Genomic DNA, 17,290 nt, shown 5'->3' with positions numbered 1-17,290 from the left:
TTGCGTACTTGTTTTATAAAGAAGATTTAAGTATATAGATGAATTAAGCTTCCATAGCTCTCGCAGCTTCCTCTTCCTCCAGCTTTCTCACTTCAAGCATCTTCTCGTACTCTTCGTCGGTCATTTTCTCAATGGAGAATCCGGTAAAGCCGTAAATGATGGAAATAATCGGGCAGATATAGTTTACAAATGCATAAGGCGCATAGGCCAGAGTCGGCTGACCTAAGAAACCGGTCATGGTCGCACCGCAGACGTTCCAAGGAATCAACGGTGACGTCAGTGTGCCGGAGTCTTCCAAGCATCTGGACAGATTCTTATTCCTTAAGCGCCTGTCTTCAAATGCCGTCTTGTACATTCTGCCTGGCAGGATGATGGACAGATACTGGTCAGCAGTCAGCAGGTTGATGAAGAAGCAAGTCAAAATTGTTGTCATAACCAGCAATCCGTTGGTCTTGGCAATCTTCAAGATCTTTTCGACAACGGAGCCCAACATACCGGTCGCTTCCAATACGCCTGCGAAGGACATGGAGCACAATACGATGGATACGGTCCAGAGCATGCCGTTGAATCCGCCGCCGCCGACAACGTCAGCAACAGTATAGTCGTCAGTTAACGCGATATCCGCACTGCTTGATACATATCCGTAGTGCATGATATCGAAGAAGTCAGCAAATCTGATCCCCTGTACAAATCCCATGCACAGAAGCCCCATAACCACGCCGCCGAACATGGCTGGCAGTGCAGGAACCTTTAGGAATACTGCAATGAGCAGGAATACGATTGGCAGCATGAGGAATGGACTTACAGTGAATTCGTTTTGAATAGCTTCTTGCAAAATATCCTTCATCTCCATCTGCACGTCTCCACTAGGGGCTGCAGATCTTCCCAGGATGAAGTAGAGCACCAGGGCGATGATGTAAGAAGGGGTTACCGTATAGACCATGTGTCTGATGTGTTCAAAGACGTTGGAGCCAGATACAGCCGGTGCCATGTTGGTCGTATCTGACATCGGGGACATCTTGTCTCCAGTATATGCACCTGCTACCACTGCGCCTGCTGCTAAAGCAGGATTGATGCCCAGACCGATGGCGATACCGATCATGGCTACGCCGATGGTGCCGGCAGTGGTGTAAGACGAACCGATTACCAGGGAGATGATGGAGCACAGCAGACAAGCCGTTACCAAGAAAAATCCCGGGCTGATGATGTTCAGTCCATAGTAAATGATGGACGGAATGATGCCTGCAGCCTTCCAGGTGGATACCAGGATACCTACAGTCAGCAGGATCAGGTTGGCCTGCATGGAACGGCTGATTCCCTGAATCATGCCCTTCTCCATGACGCTCCACTTCCAGCCGTTGAGGGCGCCAAAGATTGACACCATAACTGCTGATAGAATCATCGGCATATGTGCTTCTGCATATCCGTCATATTCCGGCGAAGTATATTTCGAAGTTGTAAAGAAGATGGAATAACAGATGATACCCAGTGCAAATACGATACAGAATAATACTTGCCACATTGGAACTCGTTTACCCATAATTGTTCCTTGTACAAATAAAAGTTAGGGGCTTTTACTCGCACATTTTCCTTTCTAGATAGTTTAGATAAAAGATAATTTCGTTTGAAATTGGGATGCACCGGGGGACTAACCCCTGGCGCGTCCTCTATAACAAGCTTTCAGACTGTTCCCTATTACTGTCTTAAGCTTCATTATACTTTTTGATCAGATCTTCCGCAGTTTCTTTTGTCAGTCCGCAATCCTGACAAACTTCCATGAACGCTTCGTTCAGCGCTTTTGTGCGCTCTTCGCTGAGAGGGCAGATATCTGCTTCCGCGATCTTCTTGACATAGTCTCTCGCTTTGTCAGATACGGACCAGTTGCCGGCCTTGTTCCAGTTAGCTCGCTCTTCGTAGTTCATGGTGATGTTGCTGTAGTTCTGTTCTTTCTTGTAGTTCTTCAAGGTATGTTTCTGGTTGAGGAAGTTTCCGCCTGAGCCCACCTTTAATAACAGATCTGCTGCCAGGGAATCTTCGTCAAAGCGAATTCCTTTTTCCAGATGCTTGATGGTTCCGATAAAGTCGTTGTCCACAACCATTTTCTCGATACTCATCTCCGCAATGACGTTGAGTCCGCCTGCACCGGATACGTTGTCAACGTCGGCAAGATATGCCATGAGTCCGCTTCTGGCAGATTCACTTCCGGCCTGGTAGTCGATATATTTGGAGTCTGACATGGCTGCATATGTATGTACTGGAAGTCCGTAGTATTTACCCATGGACGCATATCCGGCAGTCACCATGCTGCATTCCATGGCTTCCATCGGTGTATACATGGTCTTCATGTTGAAGATGCAAGGTGCGCCTCCATATACTGTTGGATGTCCCGGCTTCATGACCTGAATCAATACCAATCCTGACAGAAGTTCTACGGTATGTTCTAAGATACATCCTGCTAAGGTGATTGGGCCCGTTGCGCCGGCAATCTGTGCAGAAATCAATTCGATTGGAATGTCCATATCCACGCAGTCCATGATATTTCTTGCGCCGATGGTAGACCATTTGAGTGGAGAAGTCACGCAGATGTCGAAGATGGTGTAAGGTTTCGTTCTTACGTTTTCTTCAGATCCCAGAACCGCTTTCAGCAGCTTGAAAGTTCTAGGCACGCCTTCTACGTCAGTAGAACCGCCGATGATCGGTTTTGTCGAGTTCTGCATCTCAGTGTAATAGAGATATTGGGAACCCAGTTCACCCGGCGCTTCTTCACATACGATGGAAGAAGATACGAAGTCGATATGCGGAAGACTCTGTGCCACCTTTGTCAGCAGCTTCAAGTCTTTGACATTGGACAGTCTTACAGTCTCCCCATCGCTTTCCAACACGTTGCTGGCGCTGCTGCCTGGATTAAATCTAGTCTTGCCGTCTCCAAATGTACAATAGAAATTGCCTTCTCTGTCGTATAAATCAAATGAACCTGGAGCCGATTCGATACATTTCTCTACCAGCGCTCTAGGGAATTTCACCTTCTGTGTTTCTCTGTCAACAGTACAGCCCGCTTCTTCCAAAACGTCCAATGCTCTGTCATATGCAAAAATAATACCTAAATTTTCTAAAACATACATTGCCTTTTCGTGCATCTCTTTGATCTGATCGTCATTCAGAACTCTGAGCTGCGGCAGTGTGTCAAATTTGAATTTGTCCATTTTCTTACCTTCGCCTCTCTGTGAATAATTTGAATTCTCAAGATGAGATTCGAACCTGCGGGCGGCGTCATTGCAGCTATGGATTCATCGATTCCTACCTGGCGGCAACGCCCCGTCTGGTTATGAATTCATTATACCTTAATTACCTTTTGGTAATTTAGCTGTAAATTTACTTATTTTTGTAAAATAATTATAAATTTCAGACAACTATCGTTTCCAAAATTTCACCATAAAAAAATACCAAACTATATAATCATTATATTAGAACCGTACTATGACCCAGTGATAAAATAAACTTATAATATATGGTAATTCTATTGGCTGAAGAGGAGAAAATTATGGTGAATCAGGTTTATCCAAGAGTAGAAATCAACTTACAGTATTTAAAAGAAAACGTGGCAGAAATCGTCAGAAGATGCGGCGAATTCGGCATCGATATTGCTGGCGTAATCAAAGGAACAACCGGTATCCCGGAATGCGCAAAGATGTTCGAAGAGGGCGGCGCAAAAATCATCGCTTCCTCTCGTCTGGAGCAGATTGAAGACGCCAGAGACTATGGTATCGACTTGCCATATCTTCTGCTCAGAGTCCCAATGATGACAGAACTGCCAGAAGTCGTCAGACTTACAGACATCAGCCTCAACAGTGAAATCAAAGTGCTGAAAGCCCTCAACGAAGAAGCTGGAAAGCAAGGCAAAAAACACAAGGTCATTTTGATGGCCGACCTGGGCGACCTCCGCGAAGGTTTCTGGGACAAGGACGAAATGGTCAGCGTGGCTGTCACAGTGGAAAACGAACTGGCAAACTTAGAATTAGCAGGCGTCGGCACCAACTTGGGCTGCTACGGTTCCATTGAAGCCACCTCAGACAAACTGGACGAATTGGTTGCCATTGCGGAGAACATCGAAGCAAAAATCGGCAGAACATTAGAATACATATCCGGCGGAGCCACGACAAGTCTCCCAAGAATTATCAATAACGACATGCCAAAGAGAATCAACCTCCTGCGAGTAGGCGAAGGCATCCTTCTGGCAAGGGATTTAGACGTCTTCTATGGCTACGACATGAGTTTTATGCATCAAGATGTCTACACTTTAAAGGCTGAGGTCATTGAAGTAAAAGACAAGCCGTCTCACCCAGTTGGAAAGATATCCATTGACGCCTTTGGTCATACACCTGAGTACGTGGACAGAGGCATTAGAAAGAGAGCCCTACTGGGAATCGGCAAAGTCGATTACGGCAGCATTGACGAAATCTTTCCGAAAGACAAAGGAATCGAAGTCATCGGCGCTTCCAGCGATCACACGATCCTTGACATCGAAGATGCCGAGAGAAACCTGGAACCAGGAGATATCGTCTCCTTCGGCATCAACTACGCATCCATCGTTTATCTGACAAACTGCAGAAACGTACAGATGGTATTTGTATAAAGGTGGAGTCATGGCTAAATTAATGGATTTTAAATGCAAATATGCGGAGTACAGCGGCATGTCGCAAGAACTTGCGGCCGCAAAAGGTCTGTCTCTTCCCGAATGCTATATGCATGCTGAGCAGATTGCCGCTTTGTCAGGTAGTGATGTGGTCCTGCCCTTTGATCCTGTCCTGGAAGCCGAAAACCTGGGCGCAAAAATTAAGTTTGACGGCTCTTCCCTAGGTCCGCGAAAGGAAGAAGATATCGTCTCAAAAATCGATCAGCTGAAAGAACTTCCTGCATTAGATGTGAACAAAGGCCGGTTGGCAGAGACATTAAAGGCCGTAAAGCTGATCAACGAAAATGGTGGAAATGCAACGGTTGAGATGCATGGTCCTATCACGATCATCAACGGTCTTGCTGATATCATGAAAATTCTCATGGGCTGGCGGAAGCATCCCGAGATTATGGATGAATTTTTTTCTCTGCTGATCGGCGGTCTGACAGATTATGCCCTTGCCGCCAGAGCAGCCGGTGCTAACATCATCTATTATACGGACTCTCCCGGCAGTCTGAACATCTTGGGACCAAAATACGCGAAACAGGTTACAGAAAATTTCACTTTGCCATTATTACTAGCGCTAGACGAAAAGCTTGATCGGGACTGCGTCATTCACCTCTGTCCGAAGACATCTTTTCTGTTGGCAGGCTGTGAAAAGGCTGTGTGGAAAAAGCTGCAATTGGACAGCGTCATGCCTTACAGAGAAGCATGTGAGGCCGCTTGCGGCAAAGTCCGCATCCTCGGTCAGCGCTGTCGCAAAGACGATCAGATTCAAGTCAAAGTAATCAATTATCTGGAACTCATGGAATAACGAGATGGGGAGCTGCGAAGCTCCCCTGAGTTGTATATAGGAGAAAAACAATGAATCGATATTATAATTCCTATTTTAAGGTAAATATGGATCAGGTGGTCTGCAATTTTGACAAAGTGCAGGACTACATCGGCTCCAATACAGATATCATTCCTGTCATCAAAGGAAATTGTTATGGCTACGGCTTAGTTCCCATGGCGAGGCTGTTTGAAGAACGATGTCATGTCAAACTGCTGGCAAATGCCGCTATGTACGAAGCTGTAGAGCTGAGGCGAGGAGGTGTCCAGTGTGACATTTTGGTCATGGGAGGTATTCCGCAGCATCTGTTGCCCGGTGCTGTAGAATATGACCTGCAGATTGCTCTTTTTGACAAAACAACGGCCTGCAACGTCAATCAGCTGGCAAAAAACGCCGGCAAGAAGGTGAAAGTTCACTTGAAAATCGAAACGGGAATGAATCGGTTGGGTGTCCGGCCAGGAGAACCTCTGCACGACCTGCTAAGTTTGGTAAAATCTTTAGATTATTTGGAAATCGTAGGCGCTTATACTCACTTTGCCACCTCAACGGCTGACTATTATGATCCGTTTGCGGTAGAACAGTTTGAGAAATTTAAGGAAAGTATATCGCAGATAGAGGCAGCGGGCATGACGCTCCAATACATTCATTGCTGCAATTCAGCCGCCACCGCCTGGTACAGAGAGGCCGTCGACTTTTGTACCCACGTCAGATCCTGTTCCTCGGTACTCGGACATATGGCTATGGAGGACGGAAGAGAACCGATCGGACTCATAGAACCCCTTGAGATTGGAACTTATATCACCAACGTCCACGACGTATACCCCGGTGAAAGTGTGGGATACAGCCGCGCTTTTAAGGTGACTGAACCTATGACCGTTGCCACACTTTCTGTCGGTTTTGCCGACGGCTTTTATCCGCGCTGGATGCGCGGCCAGGGGCCCGTTTTGATCAGCGGCCAAAAGACCCGTTTTCTGGGCTGTTGTATGGATCAGTCTTTTGTGGATGTGACCGGAATCCCCTGCGAAATCGGTCAGAAAGCTGTTTTGATCGGGCGCGACGGCGATGAGCAGATTACCACCTGGGAGATGGAACAGTTCTGTGAAAATACTTTTGAATATCTGTATGGCACTATCGGACCGCGAGTAGAAAGAATTTACTGCTTTGACCATTCCAGAATAAAAGAATCGGTGGATTTTATCCTATAAGTGAGTATAATATAGGTGTACAAACCGAAAGGATGCATCGACTATGATTATAAAACTCACGACTGATAAAACTGATACACTCAAGGAATACGTTGACAGCGATATCGTCAAACGGCTGGACGAAAACAGGAATTTCTTTATGGCATTGGATGAAAAGGTGTATTTCATCACATTTCATTGGCTGGACGAGAAAAAGGTGACATTATATGCAAATCGCGATCATTTCATCTGCGCTACAGACAGCGACGCGGTTATGGAATGTGTGGATAATATAGACATTCCGGACGACGGCATTTTGCAGCTTCACGAGTTTATGCTCGAGTTGACAGCCAATGACGTCTACAAGCTGGAGTCTCTTGAAAATATGATTATCTCCCTGGAGGACAATCTTCTCATGGACAAAAGTCCCAGCGGCGACGGTATCCGAGACATCATCAAAGTCCGCAAGGATCTTTTAAAGGTAAAGCGTTACTATGAGCAGATGGAGTTTCTAACTGATGAAATCGCTGCCATCGATCCGGCTTTTGGTTTCATCGACAAGAAATTTGACCGACTGCTGGAGTTCGTCCTCCATTTGCAGGAATACATCGAACAGGTGCGTGAAGCCTATCAATCCCAAATCGACATTGAGCAGAACAACATCATGAAGGTCTTCACCGTAGTGACTTCCATCTTTCTGCCGCTCACTCTGATTGCCGGCTGGTATGGCATGAACTTGCAAATGCCCGAATTCAAGTGGACCTGGGGTTATCCCTTCGTCATCGGTATCAGCCTGGCAGTCATCGCTGCCCTGGTGATTATTTTCAAGAAAAAGAAGTGGTTCTGAGTGAAACCATATATACCAAAGCCAAAAACAAAGTAGTCCGAATTCGGACTACTTTGTTTTGCTTGTGAGAGGATCAGTCAATCAGAAGGGTGCATCATCTTCGTCCCGTGCCGACCCACTAGTTTTCAATGATCTCCCCATTGTAGAACACGTACTTCGGCAGCTTTTTCATCACGTAGATGTCCTCGTCCGGCTTGCCGCAGACTACGACCAGCTCCGCATTTTTACCTTCTTTGATGGTTCCCAGCTGATCGTCCAGCTTGGCGATTTCGGCACTGTATTTGGTGGCCTGCAGCAGAATATCTTTATAGTCAAAATCATACCACTCCGTTCTGGCGATAAACTCGTAACCTGGATGCTTGACAAAAGCGCCCCAGTCGATATCGGAGCCAAAGCCAATTTTCAGTCCCGCCTGGTAGGCTTTGTTGACTGACTTACGCTCTATTTCTTCAAATTTCTTGCTCTTGTCCAAGCTGTTCTCACTGATCAAATCGTTTTCTTCATCCAGGCTGTCAAGACCGATGGCACCGGTAGCCACCATGAAGCAGTTTTTGTTATCTTTCAGCATTGCAATTGCCTCGTCATCGATGAAACTACAATGCTCTACGGTATAAACCCCCGCTCTGATCGCCAGCTTGATTCCCTCTGCGCTGTGGGTGTGGGCGATAACATAGGAGTTCTTCATCTCTGCCACTTTGACCGCCTCGCGCACCTCGTCTTCCATAGCAATGACAGCCCCCGGATCGCCGCTCTCATTGAAATAAGCTCCTGTAACCATGTATTTAATGGCGTCGTTGCCCAGTTCAAACTGCTCCCTTGCGGCTCTGCGTACCTCCTCCGGCGAATCCACCACTTTGTAAAGCGACTCAAAGGTGCTGTTGCCGTTTTCTGTCGGCGTCAAAATCAATCCGGTGGAGATGAGACGCGGCACATTGACAAGACCCTTTCTTCTGGCTCGTTCTAAAGAAACCGTGGAATTATGGCTGCATCCGCAGTCTCTGATGGTCGTATAACCTGCTTTTAAATAGTCTCTGGCATAACCATAGACATCAAAGGCGGTATCTGCTGGACTGCGTCCATTGAGGGCCTGAAAATCAAAGGACGACAGATAGAGATGGGCGTGGAGATCAAAGAATCCCGGTAACAGTGTGTTTCCCTCAATGTCGATAACCCTGGTCTCGCCCTCAGAGGCAATTGTCCCCGGCGCTGCAATTTTCCGTATCTTCTCATCGTCGATCAGCACATCGGCCAGTTGGCCGTCATAGCCCTCTGTCAGTTCAGGAATCAGCCTGCAGTTTTTCAGTAATATCATCGTTGTACCTCCTCATCGCCTCATCTTGGCTCTCTACAAAGAAAAAATTCTTTCCCTTGTTGCTCTCTAGTATAAAATCCCGCAGTGGTTTGCTGTCGTACATAGAATAGTCACCGTATACAGCTAATTTCATATTGTAGTTTACAAACTTCTGCAGGATTTCGCCTGCCAGTCCGCTGCTTAAACGAAAAAAATCCTCAGTGACTGCATCTTTACTGATGATGATCCCTTCATAATCATTTTCGTATTTTGCATTCATCATCAAATCCAAGGCGGACTGCAAATCTCTGATTACTATTCTATCACTATTTATTACTTTTATCTTCATGAAATTTCGCCATCCCTTCTTTCATTTTTTTCGCCCAGTTTAACTCGCACTGATAAGTGTCGATAAGATTCTCGTAGAGCATGGTCCAAATATAGGTTTGTCTCTCTGTACCATGAGGAAATCCGATCTGCCGCTTCTGTTTTTCCTGGTGATAGGCCAGTTGTTCCTCCAGTTGGACTTGATATTGCTCCAGCAGTGTTTCTCCTTCTTCTCCAGCAAAGGCCAACTGCGCAAGGAATATTTTTTTAAATTCTGGCAGGCTGGGTGGGTTCTCTCTAATCCATGTATGCAGTGTACTTTTGCCTAATTGGGTTATACTATATATTTTTTTTGATGGCGCCCCATCCTTGTGCTCTGTCCTGTTTACTACCAGCCCCTCGTCCAGCAATTGCACCAGTGCCTTATAAATCTGATTGTTGTTGCCTGACCACGGAAGAAAATCCAGTTCCTGCATGACCTTTTTCAAATCGTAGCCACTCATATCTTTACCCTCTAAAAGGCCAAGAATCGTATAATTAATAGACATTATTCCCCCCTCTCTAACATATGTTAACAATAACATATGTTAGAAGATAAATCAACTACTATTTTTAAATGTCCATCTGGCCAGTTCATTTGCGGACTGTGCACACCTCGAATCCAGGTCATCCACATCTATGTACTTCTACGACCACTGCCTGCACACAAAAAGAAGCGGACTGCACTGCGCTTAGCAGATTCCGCTTCTTCACCGAACACGACGACAACATACTTATGCCCCTTGCGAGGCTTCGTTCAAATCATTTTTTCTATATCCCTTATGTACTCTGTATAATCTTTCCCCGCCTTTCGACGTTCCAAAGCCCGCAGCAACGAGTCAAAAGTCTTTTTGTTGATAGGGAAGGCTTTGAGCGCTGCAAATCCGATGGCAAAGCAGACACTTGGCATCAAGATATAAGCGACATTGAGGAAGTGCACCACGCTGTCCGGCTGCATTGTCAATTGTGCGTCAAAACCGGAGGCATCCAGGAAAACACCGAAGAACTGCACAATGACGGCAGTGACCAGTGTGCCGAGTACAGAAACTAAGGACATGATATCTCCTTCACGACGTTTGTTATTGGCAAATTGATCCACTTCCACCACGTCATAGAAAATGGAACTGGAAAGCTGCCAGAAGCTGGTCTGCATGACAGAAAATCCTCCGACATACAAAGCCGCACCGATTACCGAGCGAGGCGCCAAAAGAAATACCCCGAAGCCGATCACTGCCGAGATGGCCATGGTGATCATCTGCTGGTTGGCTTTGCCGAAGCTGAGAGCCATTTTGTTTGCGATGGGCGTCATGATGATAAAAATAATGATGGACAACACATACATATACGACGAATACCGATTTCCAAGCCCCAGGCTGTATTTCAAATAGTAAATGGTTCCGATATTGAATAACGCAAAAGCACAGGCAAAAGCAGCTTTATATACGATCAAAAGCCGCATAGAACGCAGTTTAGAAAGCTGCCAGTAATTGACAAAAATATCCCGCGCCACATTCCTGCGTCCAGCTCCCTTTGTCCCTATCACAGCCCGTTTCTTTGTCAATTTAAAGGAACTGAACCAGCTGCCAAAGGCGACGATTGCGATGATCACCCCGATGGTCTGCCACCCCGCTTCCTGGTCTTTTGGGAACAATTCCAAGATCCACAGGGGCATCACATAACCCAACGTATTTCCGATGATGGAGAAAACTCTGGACATGGTACGCAGGCGCGTCCGTTCGTCATAGCCGACTGCGATCTCTGCTCCAAAAGCATTGTTGGGAATCTCAAAAGTAGAAAAAGAGAGACGAAAAGCGATGGACAGCACCAGATAATAAGCAAAACGCACCGCTGTGGATCCGTGTATGGTTCTCATAATCAGCACCATAATGATCGGCATAGTGACAGAGGCCGCAAGCACGAATGGCCTCCTTTTCCCCATGGCCAGGGTACAGTTATCCGAAAGATTGCCTACCACCATGCCCGTTACCACTTCAACCAACAAGGCGATAGAAGTAATGGAGCCGGCCATGGCAGAACTCAAGCCGACGCAGTTTGTCAGAAATACGACAAAATAGGCCGCCATGAAATTATAAGTATTTCCTTGTCCGATATAACCGATTCCATAACCTAACATTTTTAATTTACACCATCTTCTCCGGATTCACAAATTGGTCGAAATCCTCTTCACTGACCAATCCCAATTTTGATGCAGCCTGTTTTAAAGTGATATTTTCCTGATGCGCCAGCTTGGCAATTTTAGCAGCATTTTCATAACCGATGTGCGGATTCAATGCCGTCACCAGCATCAAAGACTTCTCCATGTTCTCTCGAATTTTTCCCCTGTTTGGCGTGATTCCACAGACGCAGTTCTTGTTGAAAGATTGCATCCCATCTGCCAGCAGATTGACTGATTCCAGGAAATTATCAGCTATGACCGGCATGAACACGTTGAGTTGGAAATTACCTTGTGACGCTGCCATGCCTATCGTCGCGTCGTTTCCCATGACCTGTACACAGACCATCGTCAAGGCTTCACACTGGGTCGGATTCACTTTGCCCGGCATGATAGAACTGCCTGGTTCGTTTTCTGGAATGTTGATTTCTCCGATACCGCATCTTGGTCCTGATGCCAGCCATCTGACATCGTTGGCAATTTTCATCAAATCTGCGGCCAAAGCTTTCAGCCCGCCATGGGCAAAGACCAAAGCATCCTTTGATGTCAGGCTGTGAAACTTATTGCCCGCGGTAACAAAATCTTTGCCGGTAATCTTGCTGATTTCTTCAGCGGAGACAGGGCCAAAATCCTTGTGCGCATTGAGACCGGTACCGACCGCCGTACCTCCCAGAGCCAGTTCCCGCAGGCCGTTCAAAGAATTGTCTATCATGACCATGCAGTGATCCAGCATGGACCGCCAGCCGCTGATTTCCTGTCCCAAGGTCAGAGGTGTCGCATCCTGCAGATGGGTCCTGCCCGTTTTGACCATGTCCATATACGCGTTTTCCAAGCCCAAAAGCGTGTCGCGCAGCTCTGCCAAAGCCGGCAGCAATTTGTCTTCCACACTGACCAGTGCCGCAATGTGCATGGCAGTTGGAAAGGTGTCGTTGGAACTCTGCGATTTATTCACGTGGTCGTTGGGATGGAGCAGATTTTTCCCGGCAATTTCATTGCCCCGGTTGGCAACCACCTCGTTGACGTTCATGTTGGACTGCGTACCACTCCCCGTCTGATATACCACCAAAGGGAAATGTTCATCCAGTTCACCGCTGATGACCTCACCGCAGACCCTGGCGATCAAATCGGCTCGCTCCTCGTCAATCATGCCCAGCCTTTTATTGGCTAAGGCCGCCGCTTTCTTTAAAACCCCAAAAGCGTGGATGATTTCAAGAGGCATTTTGGAGGAGCCGATCTTGAAATTTTCATAACTTCTCTCTGTCTGGGCGCCCCAGTACCGATCAGCTGGTACCTTCACTTCGCCCATGGTGTCGTGTTCTATACGATAATCCACTATTTTGCCTCCTTCTCCTTGGCTGCTTCCGCCATGACTGCAGCAGCAATTCTCTCTACAATCAGAGGATTAAAAGGATCAGGCAGTACATAATCCGCCGTCAGTTCTTCTTCTGGAATGACACTGGCGATAGCTCTGGCTGCAGCTTCCTTCATCTCTTCCGTAATTTTTCTCGCTCTGCCGTCCAAAGCGCCTCGGAAAATGCCTGGGAATGCGATGACGTTATTGACCTGATTTGGGAAATCCGATCTTCCAGTTCCCACGACGGCGGCACCTGCTTCCTTTGCCAGATCCGGCATGATCTCAGGCACTGGATTGCTCATGACAAAGACGATTGGATCACTTGCCATGGAACGAATCATATCCTGTGTCACGATGCCAGGTTTTGATACGCCGATCAAAATGTCGGCTCCTTTCATAGCATCTGCCAGGCTGCCAACTAGCTTGTCTCTGTTGGTAACCTGCGCCATCTTCTGCTGCTCAGGATTGTTGTAAGGCGCACCGTCATAGATGGTGCCTTTGCTGCCGCAGAGAATGACTTCCCCAAAGCCGAGACGCATGACCATCTTTGCGATGGAAATACCTGCCGATCCGGCCCCGCTGATGACGATTTTCAAGCTGCCCATCTTTTTTCCCGTCACCTTGCAAGCGTTGAGCAGCCCTGCGCTCGTGATGATGGCTGTTCCGTGCTGATCATCGTGGAATACGGGAATATCGCATTTTTCTATCAGCGCTCTTTCAATTTCAAAACATCTGGGCGCACTGATATCCTCCAAGTTGATACCGCCAAAACTCTTGGAGATATGATATACCGTATCAATAATTACCTGGGGATCCTTGGAGTCTATACAGATCGGAACCGCATCGATGTCTGCAAAGGCTTTGAATAATGCGCACTTTCCCTCCATGACAGGCATTCCTGCTGACGGTCCGATGTCACCAAGTCCCAGAACTGCAGTGCCGTCGGTGATGACAGCAACCGTATTTCCCTTTCCTGTATAGGTATAGGCCAATTCAGCATCCTTCTCAATTTCCAGGCAAGGCTCCGCTACACCAGGCGTATATGCGATGGCCAGTTCTTCTTTATTTGTAATCGGCGCCTTTGTCTCAATGGAAAGTTTCCCTTTCCATTCTGCATGTTTTGCAAGGGCTAATTCTTTTTTATCCATATAGTTCCATCCTTTCGTGGTTGTATTTAAAAAGGGGATTGCCAGCATAAATTTCTGTCATGCAGCTCGGCTGCATCTCGCTGGACAGAATATTATACCATTCTGTAAATAGAACTGCAAGGCGGCAAAGGTGACTGCCGTCCTTCCCGTTTATGAAAATCTGCCAGAAATGCCCTCAAAATATGGTTTTTCTGGCAGATTTATCAGTTTTGGCATTTATTTAATACCCGCAAGCCACTCTGCACCGACTTTAATCTGTCTTCTGACTTCACCCGGCGCCGTACCGCCGAAAGAAACTCTGGCATCCACGCAGGCTTTGATGCTGATATCACCCAGAGATTCTTTTGTGACGCGGCTATCGATGGCCTGCAGTTCTTCCTCTGTCAAATCCTCAAAATCGCAGTCCTTCTGCTCGCAGGCTTTTACCATCTGTCCTACGATAGAATGGGCCTCTCTGAACGGGATGCCCTGTTTGGCAAAGTGCTCTGCGATGTCGGTTGCATTGAGGAAACCTTTGGCAAACTGTTTCTCGATCTGATCCATTCTGAACTCGGTCTTATCCAGCATGTTAGCAAAGATCTGAATGCTGGCTTTCCACGTATCGATGGCATCAAAGAGGCTCTCTTTATCTTCCTGGAAATCCTTATTATAAGCAAGCGGCGTACCCTTCATCACAGTCAGAAGCTGCATCAGATCACCATAAACTCTGCCCACTTTTCCGCGGAGCAGTTCTGCCATATCCGGGTTCTTCTTCTGCGGCATGATGCTGCTGCCAGTGCAGTAGCTGTCGTCAATGGCGATATAGGAGAATTCCTGGGAATTCCACCATACGAATTCTTCTGCCCATCTGGAGAGATGCATCATGGATATGGATGCGTCCGCCAGAAATTCCAGACTGTAGTCACGATCGCTGACGCTGTCCATGGCATTTTCTGTCGGTGCGTCAAAGCCCAGCAGCTCCGCTGTTCTCTGCCTGTTGGTCGGCAAAGTGGTTCCTGCAAGGGCACAGGCTCCCAGCGGGCAAAGATTCATTCTCTCGTAGGTATCCATCAATCTGTCGATATCTCTTTTAAACATCTGGAAGTATGCCATAAATACGAAGCCGATGGTGATTGGCTGTGCGTGCTGCATGTGCGTAAATCCGACTGTAATGGAATCGGCGTATTTCTCAGTCTTCTCCAAAATGACCGATTCTAAATAGCAGAGCCTGTGTACAATCTCTCTGATTTCTTTTTTCAGATACATTCGTCCATCCACCTGGCATTGGTCATTTCTGCTTCTGGCCGTATGCAGCTTCTTGCCCACGTCGCCGATTTCTGCGATGAGCCTGCTCTCGATGCCCATGTGAATATCTTCGTCGTCTACGGCAAAGACGATTTCACCGCTGGCGATTTTTTCTCTAATCTTCTCAAGGCCGGCCACAATCTGTTCCTTTTCTTCCATAGTCACAATGCCCTGTTCACCAAGCATAGTCACATGTGCGATGCTGCCGTCTATATCTTCGTTATACATTCTCTTGTCAAAACCGATGGACGCGTTGAACTGCTTTACAATATCGTCCATATCTTTTTCAAACCTGCCGCCCCATAAGCTAGCCATATAAAACACCTCCAATTATACTGACTGAGAAGCTTCTTCAACTTCCAGTTCTTCTATATCTTTAATATTTAGATTCTTGACAGAAACGCCCTTGAGCTTACCTGCCAGATTATATACGATAACTAATAACACCGCGCATACGACTGTGACGATGACGCTGTCTGTAACGCCTGCCGCGATGAATCCTACAATGGATACGCCTGCACAGATCATGGCGTATGGGAGCTGGGTCCACATGTGTTCCATCAATCCGCAGGAAGAACCTGTAGCCGCCAGAATGGTGGTGTCGGATACCGGTGAGCAGTGGTCCCCAAAGAGTCCGCCGGAAAGCACCGCCGCGATGGTAACATATAGCGGCGCGCCGAGAGCCACTGCCATTGGAATTGCAATAGGCATGACGATGGCAAAGGTTCCCCAGGACGTGCCTGTGGAGAATGACATCAAAGCGCCGATGATGAAAATAATCGCTGGTATGCTCCATGCCGGAATGTTGCCCTCTGCCATCTGTACGATGTACTCCGAAGTTCCCAGGGCTTTACCTACAGAACTGAGCCCCCACGCCAGAACCAGCATCAGAATACATTCGAAAAGCTTTCCTAATCCTTTGATGTAGATGGAAATGCCTTCTTTCAGCGGCTTGACCTTATAGATAGCCATGAGGATAATCATGGTAATCGCCGCAAAGAGATAGCCTGTAATCAGGGCAATTCTGAAATCTCCGCCAGGCACCTGCTTGATTGGAAAACCCTGCGGCCACAAAATGCCGAAAAGAGTAGCGAAAAGCACTAACAATGGCGCTAATACGACAGTCAGCGGCGTATGGTTGTCCATAACCATGGACTTCTTTTCCAGCTCCTCAGCATTACCAATCGTAGAGAAGATGCCCTTCTGCGCATTGAGTTCTGCTTTTGCCATGGCGCCAAACTCTTTTCTCGAAAAAGCTACCATAGGTACCATGATCAGGCAGAGAATCGGATAAATCTGAAAGGGAATTGCGTGGATAAATGCAGTCCAGTCAGTAATATCTGTGATATTCAGCGCTTTCAACTCGGTTTTGATCAGACCCATGGAGTATACGCCCCAGCCGATAAAGGGAATCAGCACGCAGACCGGCGATGCGGTGGTGTCGATGATCCATGCCAGCTTTTCTTTCGAAATACGCATCTTTTCAAAGATCGGCGTAAAAATCGGGCCGACGATGAGCGGTGTCCCCAGCTCAGAGAAAAACACGGCGATACCGGCAATCCAAGCGGCAATCTGTGTCTTGCATCTGGTGTTGACAAAATGAGCGACACATCTGGCAAAAGCCTCTGCTCCGCCGGATTTTTCGATCAGCGTTACAAATCCGCCGATGAAGACCAGCAGTACGATGATGCCGGCGTTATAGCTGTCAAGCAGCTGCGCCATGACGTAATCTCCGACCATGGATTTTACTGCAGTAATCGGATGACCTGCTGACAAAATCAGCACGCCGGAAAACACACCGGCAAATAATGACACTAAGACGTTTCTCGTCTTAATCGCAAGACCAATGGTCAAAACGATAGGGATTAATGATAAAATACTTGTTTCCATAACGAACCTCCTAATGGTTCTCGCCCCAATTTGCATCGCAAATTGCTGGGGAGACCTTATGCTTTGGGAGACCTAACCCGATTCAGCAATGCGGAATCGCTGGTAAGTCCCCGGTCAAGAGTGCAGCGCTTTAGCGCGTGGCACTCGACGGCCAAGCCCCGCAAGCAATGCGAGCGGCTAGGCGCTAGTCGTATAATGATAAAATGGTAAAAGATCTTTGCCATAATATATAGCAAATACCGTGCCAAC

General features: G+C 47.2%; 14 protein-coding genes. 4 read left to right on the top strand and 10 right to left on the bottom strand.

Going from position 1 to position 17,290, the window contains the following annotated elements; translation table 11 throughout:
- Nucleotides 1-43: 43 nt before the first annotated feature.
- Both nhaC and ACMQ5W_RS02675 read right to left on the bottom strand, forming a co-directional pair.
- Nucleotides 44-1,522: a Na+/H+ antiporter NhaC gene (nhaC, locus tag ACMQ5W_RS02680; protein ID WP_419023187.1), complete on the bottom strand. Its 1,479-nt coding sequence runs from the start codon at nucleotides 1,520-1,522 to the stop codon at nucleotides 44-46.
- A gap of 181 nt (nucleotides 1,523-1,703) precedes the next feature.
- Nucleotides 1,704-3,203, bottom strand: a complete 1,500-nt coding sequence (locus tag ACMQ5W_RS02675) for a trimethylamine methyltransferase family protein (protein ID WP_419023185.1) — start codon at nucleotides 3,201-3,203, stop codon at nucleotides 1,704-1,706.
- 338 nt (nucleotides 3,204-3,541) lie between these two features.
- Here ACMQ5W_RS02675 and ACMQ5W_RS02670 point away from each other — a divergent pair, with 338 nt between their 5' ends.
- Genes ACMQ5W_RS02670 through ACMQ5W_RS02655 form a run of 4 tightly spaced genes read left to right on the top strand, consistent with a single transcriptional unit; the run spans nucleotide 3,542 to nucleotide 7,535 of the window.
- On the top strand, nucleotides 3,542-4,633 hold the full coding sequence (locus tag ACMQ5W_RS02670; protein WP_419023183.1) for an alanine/ornithine racemase family PLP-dependent enzyme: 1,092 nt from the start codon (nucleotides 3,542-3,544) through the stop codon (nucleotides 4,631-4,633).
- 10 nt (nucleotides 4,634-4,643) lie between these two features.
- Nucleotides 4,644-5,486 (top strand): uroporphyrinogen decarboxylase family protein, encoded by an 843-nt coding sequence (locus ACMQ5W_RS02665; RefSeq protein WP_419023181.1) that lies wholly within the window; start codon nucleotides 4,644-4,646, stop codon nucleotides 5,484-5,486.
- A gap of 50 nt (nucleotides 5,487-5,536) precedes the next feature.
- Nucleotides 5,537-6,709, top strand: coding sequence for an alanine racemase (gene alr, locus ACMQ5W_RS02660; protein ID WP_419023179.1), 1,173 nt, complete (start codon nucleotides 5,537-5,539; stop codon nucleotides 6,707-6,709).
- 43 nt (nucleotides 6,710-6,752) lie between these two features.
- Nucleotides 6,753-7,535, top strand: coding sequence for a CorA family divalent cation transporter (locus tag ACMQ5W_RS02655; RefSeq protein ID WP_148491470.1), 783 nt, complete (start codon nucleotides 6,753-6,755; stop codon nucleotides 7,533-7,535).
- A gap of 118 nt (nucleotides 7,536-7,653) precedes the next feature.
- Here the strand turns inward: ACMQ5W_RS02655 and ACMQ5W_RS02650 are convergent, their stop codons facing one another.
- From ACMQ5W_RS02650 to ACMQ5W_RS02615, 8 genes are all read right to left on the bottom strand, one after another.
- Nucleotides 7,654-8,847: an amidohydrolase family protein gene (locus tag ACMQ5W_RS02650; RefSeq protein ID WP_419023177.1), complete on the bottom strand. Its 1,194-nt coding sequence runs from the start codon at nucleotides 8,845-8,847 to the stop codon at nucleotides 7,654-7,656.
- A complete protein-coding gene (locus ACMQ5W_RS02645; RefSeq protein WP_419023175.1) occupies nucleotides 8,813-9,175 on the bottom strand; it encodes a DUF4180 domain-containing protein in 363 nt (120 codons plus the stop codon). Before ACMQ5W_RS02645 ends, ACMQ5W_RS02650 begins: the two co-directional genes overlap by 35 nt.
- Nucleotides 9,153-9,701: a PadR family transcriptional regulator gene (locus ACMQ5W_RS02640; RefSeq protein ID WP_419023173.1), complete on the bottom strand. Its 549-nt coding sequence runs from the start codon at nucleotides 9,699-9,701 to the stop codon at nucleotides 9,153-9,155. Before ACMQ5W_RS02640 ends, ACMQ5W_RS02645 begins: the two co-directional genes overlap by 23 nt.
- A 248-nt stretch (nucleotides 9,702-9,949) precedes the next feature.
- A complete protein-coding gene (locus ACMQ5W_RS02635; RefSeq protein ID WP_419023171.1) occupies nucleotides 9,950-11,326 on the bottom strand; it encodes an MFS transporter in 1,377 nt (458 codons plus the stop codon).
- Nucleotides 11,327-11,333: 7 nt separating this feature from the next.
- Nucleotides 11,334-12,698, bottom strand: a complete 1,365-nt coding sequence (gene fumC, locus ACMQ5W_RS02630) for a class II fumarate hydratase (RefSeq protein WP_419023169.1) — start codon at nucleotides 12,696-12,698, stop codon at nucleotides 11,334-11,336.
- The gene (locus ACMQ5W_RS02625; RefSeq protein WP_419023167.1) at nucleotides 12,698-13,867 is read right to left on the bottom strand and encodes an NAD(P)-dependent malic enzyme; all 1,170 of its coding nucleotides are present in this window, start codon (nucleotides 13,865-13,867) and stop codon (nucleotides 12,698-12,700) included. Before ACMQ5W_RS02625 ends, fumC begins: the two co-directional genes overlap by 1 nt.
- Before the next feature lie 216 nt (nucleotides 13,868-14,083).
- Nucleotides 14,084-15,466 (bottom strand): argininosuccinate lyase, encoded by a 1,383-nt coding sequence (gene argH, locus ACMQ5W_RS02620; protein WP_419023165.1) that lies wholly within the window; start codon nucleotides 15,464-15,466, stop codon nucleotides 14,084-14,086.
- Between the two features lie 15 nt (nucleotides 15,467-15,481).
- On the bottom strand, nucleotides 15,482-17,041 hold the full coding sequence (locus ACMQ5W_RS02615; RefSeq protein ID WP_419023163.1) for a Na+/H+ antiporter NhaC family protein: 1,560 nt from the start codon (nucleotides 17,039-17,041) through the stop codon (nucleotides 15,482-15,484).
- Nucleotides 17,042-17,290: the final 249 nt, after the last annotated feature.

Source organism: Emergencia sp., from assembly GCF_048465375.1.
GTDB lineage: Bacteria > Bacillota > Clostridia > Peptostreptococcales > Anaerovoracaceae > Senimuribacter.
The sequence above is the reverse complement of the archived record's forward strand: the minus strand, read 5'-3'. Positions and strand labels throughout refer to the sequence as shown.

Bases quoted from the DNA above. Each gene is read 5' to 3' on its own strand.
- nhaC (WP_419023187.1), bottom strand. From the start codon at position 1,522: ATGTGGCAAGTATTATTCTGTATCGTATTTGCACTGGGTATCATCTGT.
- ACMQ5W_RS02675 (WP_419023185.1), bottom strand. From the start codon at position 3,203: ATGGACAAATTCAAATTTGACACACTGCCGCAGCTCAGAGTTCTGAAT.
- ACMQ5W_RS02670 (WP_419023183.1), top strand. From the start codon at position 3,542: ATGGTGAATCAGGTTTATCCAAGAGTAGAAATCAACTTACAGTATTTA.
- ACMQ5W_RS02665 (WP_419023181.1), top strand. From the start codon at position 4,644: ATGGCTAAATTAATGGATTTTAAATGCAAATATGCGGAGTACAGCGGC.
- alr (WP_419023179.1), top strand. From the start codon at position 5,537: ATGAATCGATATTATAATTCCTATTTTAAGGTAAATATGGATCAGGTG.
- ACMQ5W_RS02655 (WP_148491470.1), top strand. From the start codon at position 6,753: ATGATTATAAAACTCACGACTGATAAAACTGATACACTCAAGGAATAC.
- ACMQ5W_RS02650 (WP_419023177.1), bottom strand. From the start codon at position 8,847: ATGATATTACTGAAAAACTGCAGGCTGATTCCTGAACTGACAGAGGGC.
- ACMQ5W_RS02645 (WP_419023175.1), bottom strand. From the start codon at position 9,175: ATGAAGATAAAAGTAATAAATAGTGATAGAATAGTAATCAGAGATTTG.
- ACMQ5W_RS02640 (WP_419023173.1), bottom strand. From the start codon at position 9,701: ATGTCTATTAATTATACGATTCTTGGCCTTTTAGAGGGTAAAGATATG.
- ACMQ5W_RS02635 (WP_419023171.1), bottom strand. From the start codon at position 11,326: ATGTTAGGTTATGGAATCGGTTATATCGGACAAGGAAATACTTATAAT.
- ACMQ5W_RS02625 (WP_419023167.1), bottom strand. From the start codon at position 13,867: ATGGATAAAAAAGAATTAGCCCTTGCAAAACATGCAGAATGGAAAGGG.
- argH (WP_419023165.1), bottom strand. From the start codon at position 15,466: ATGGCTAGCTTATGGGGCGGCAGGTTTGAAAAAGATATGGACGATATT.
- ACMQ5W_RS02615 (WP_419023163.1), bottom strand. From the start codon at position 17,041: ATGGAAACAAGTATTTTATCATTAATCCCTATCGTTTTGACCATTGGT.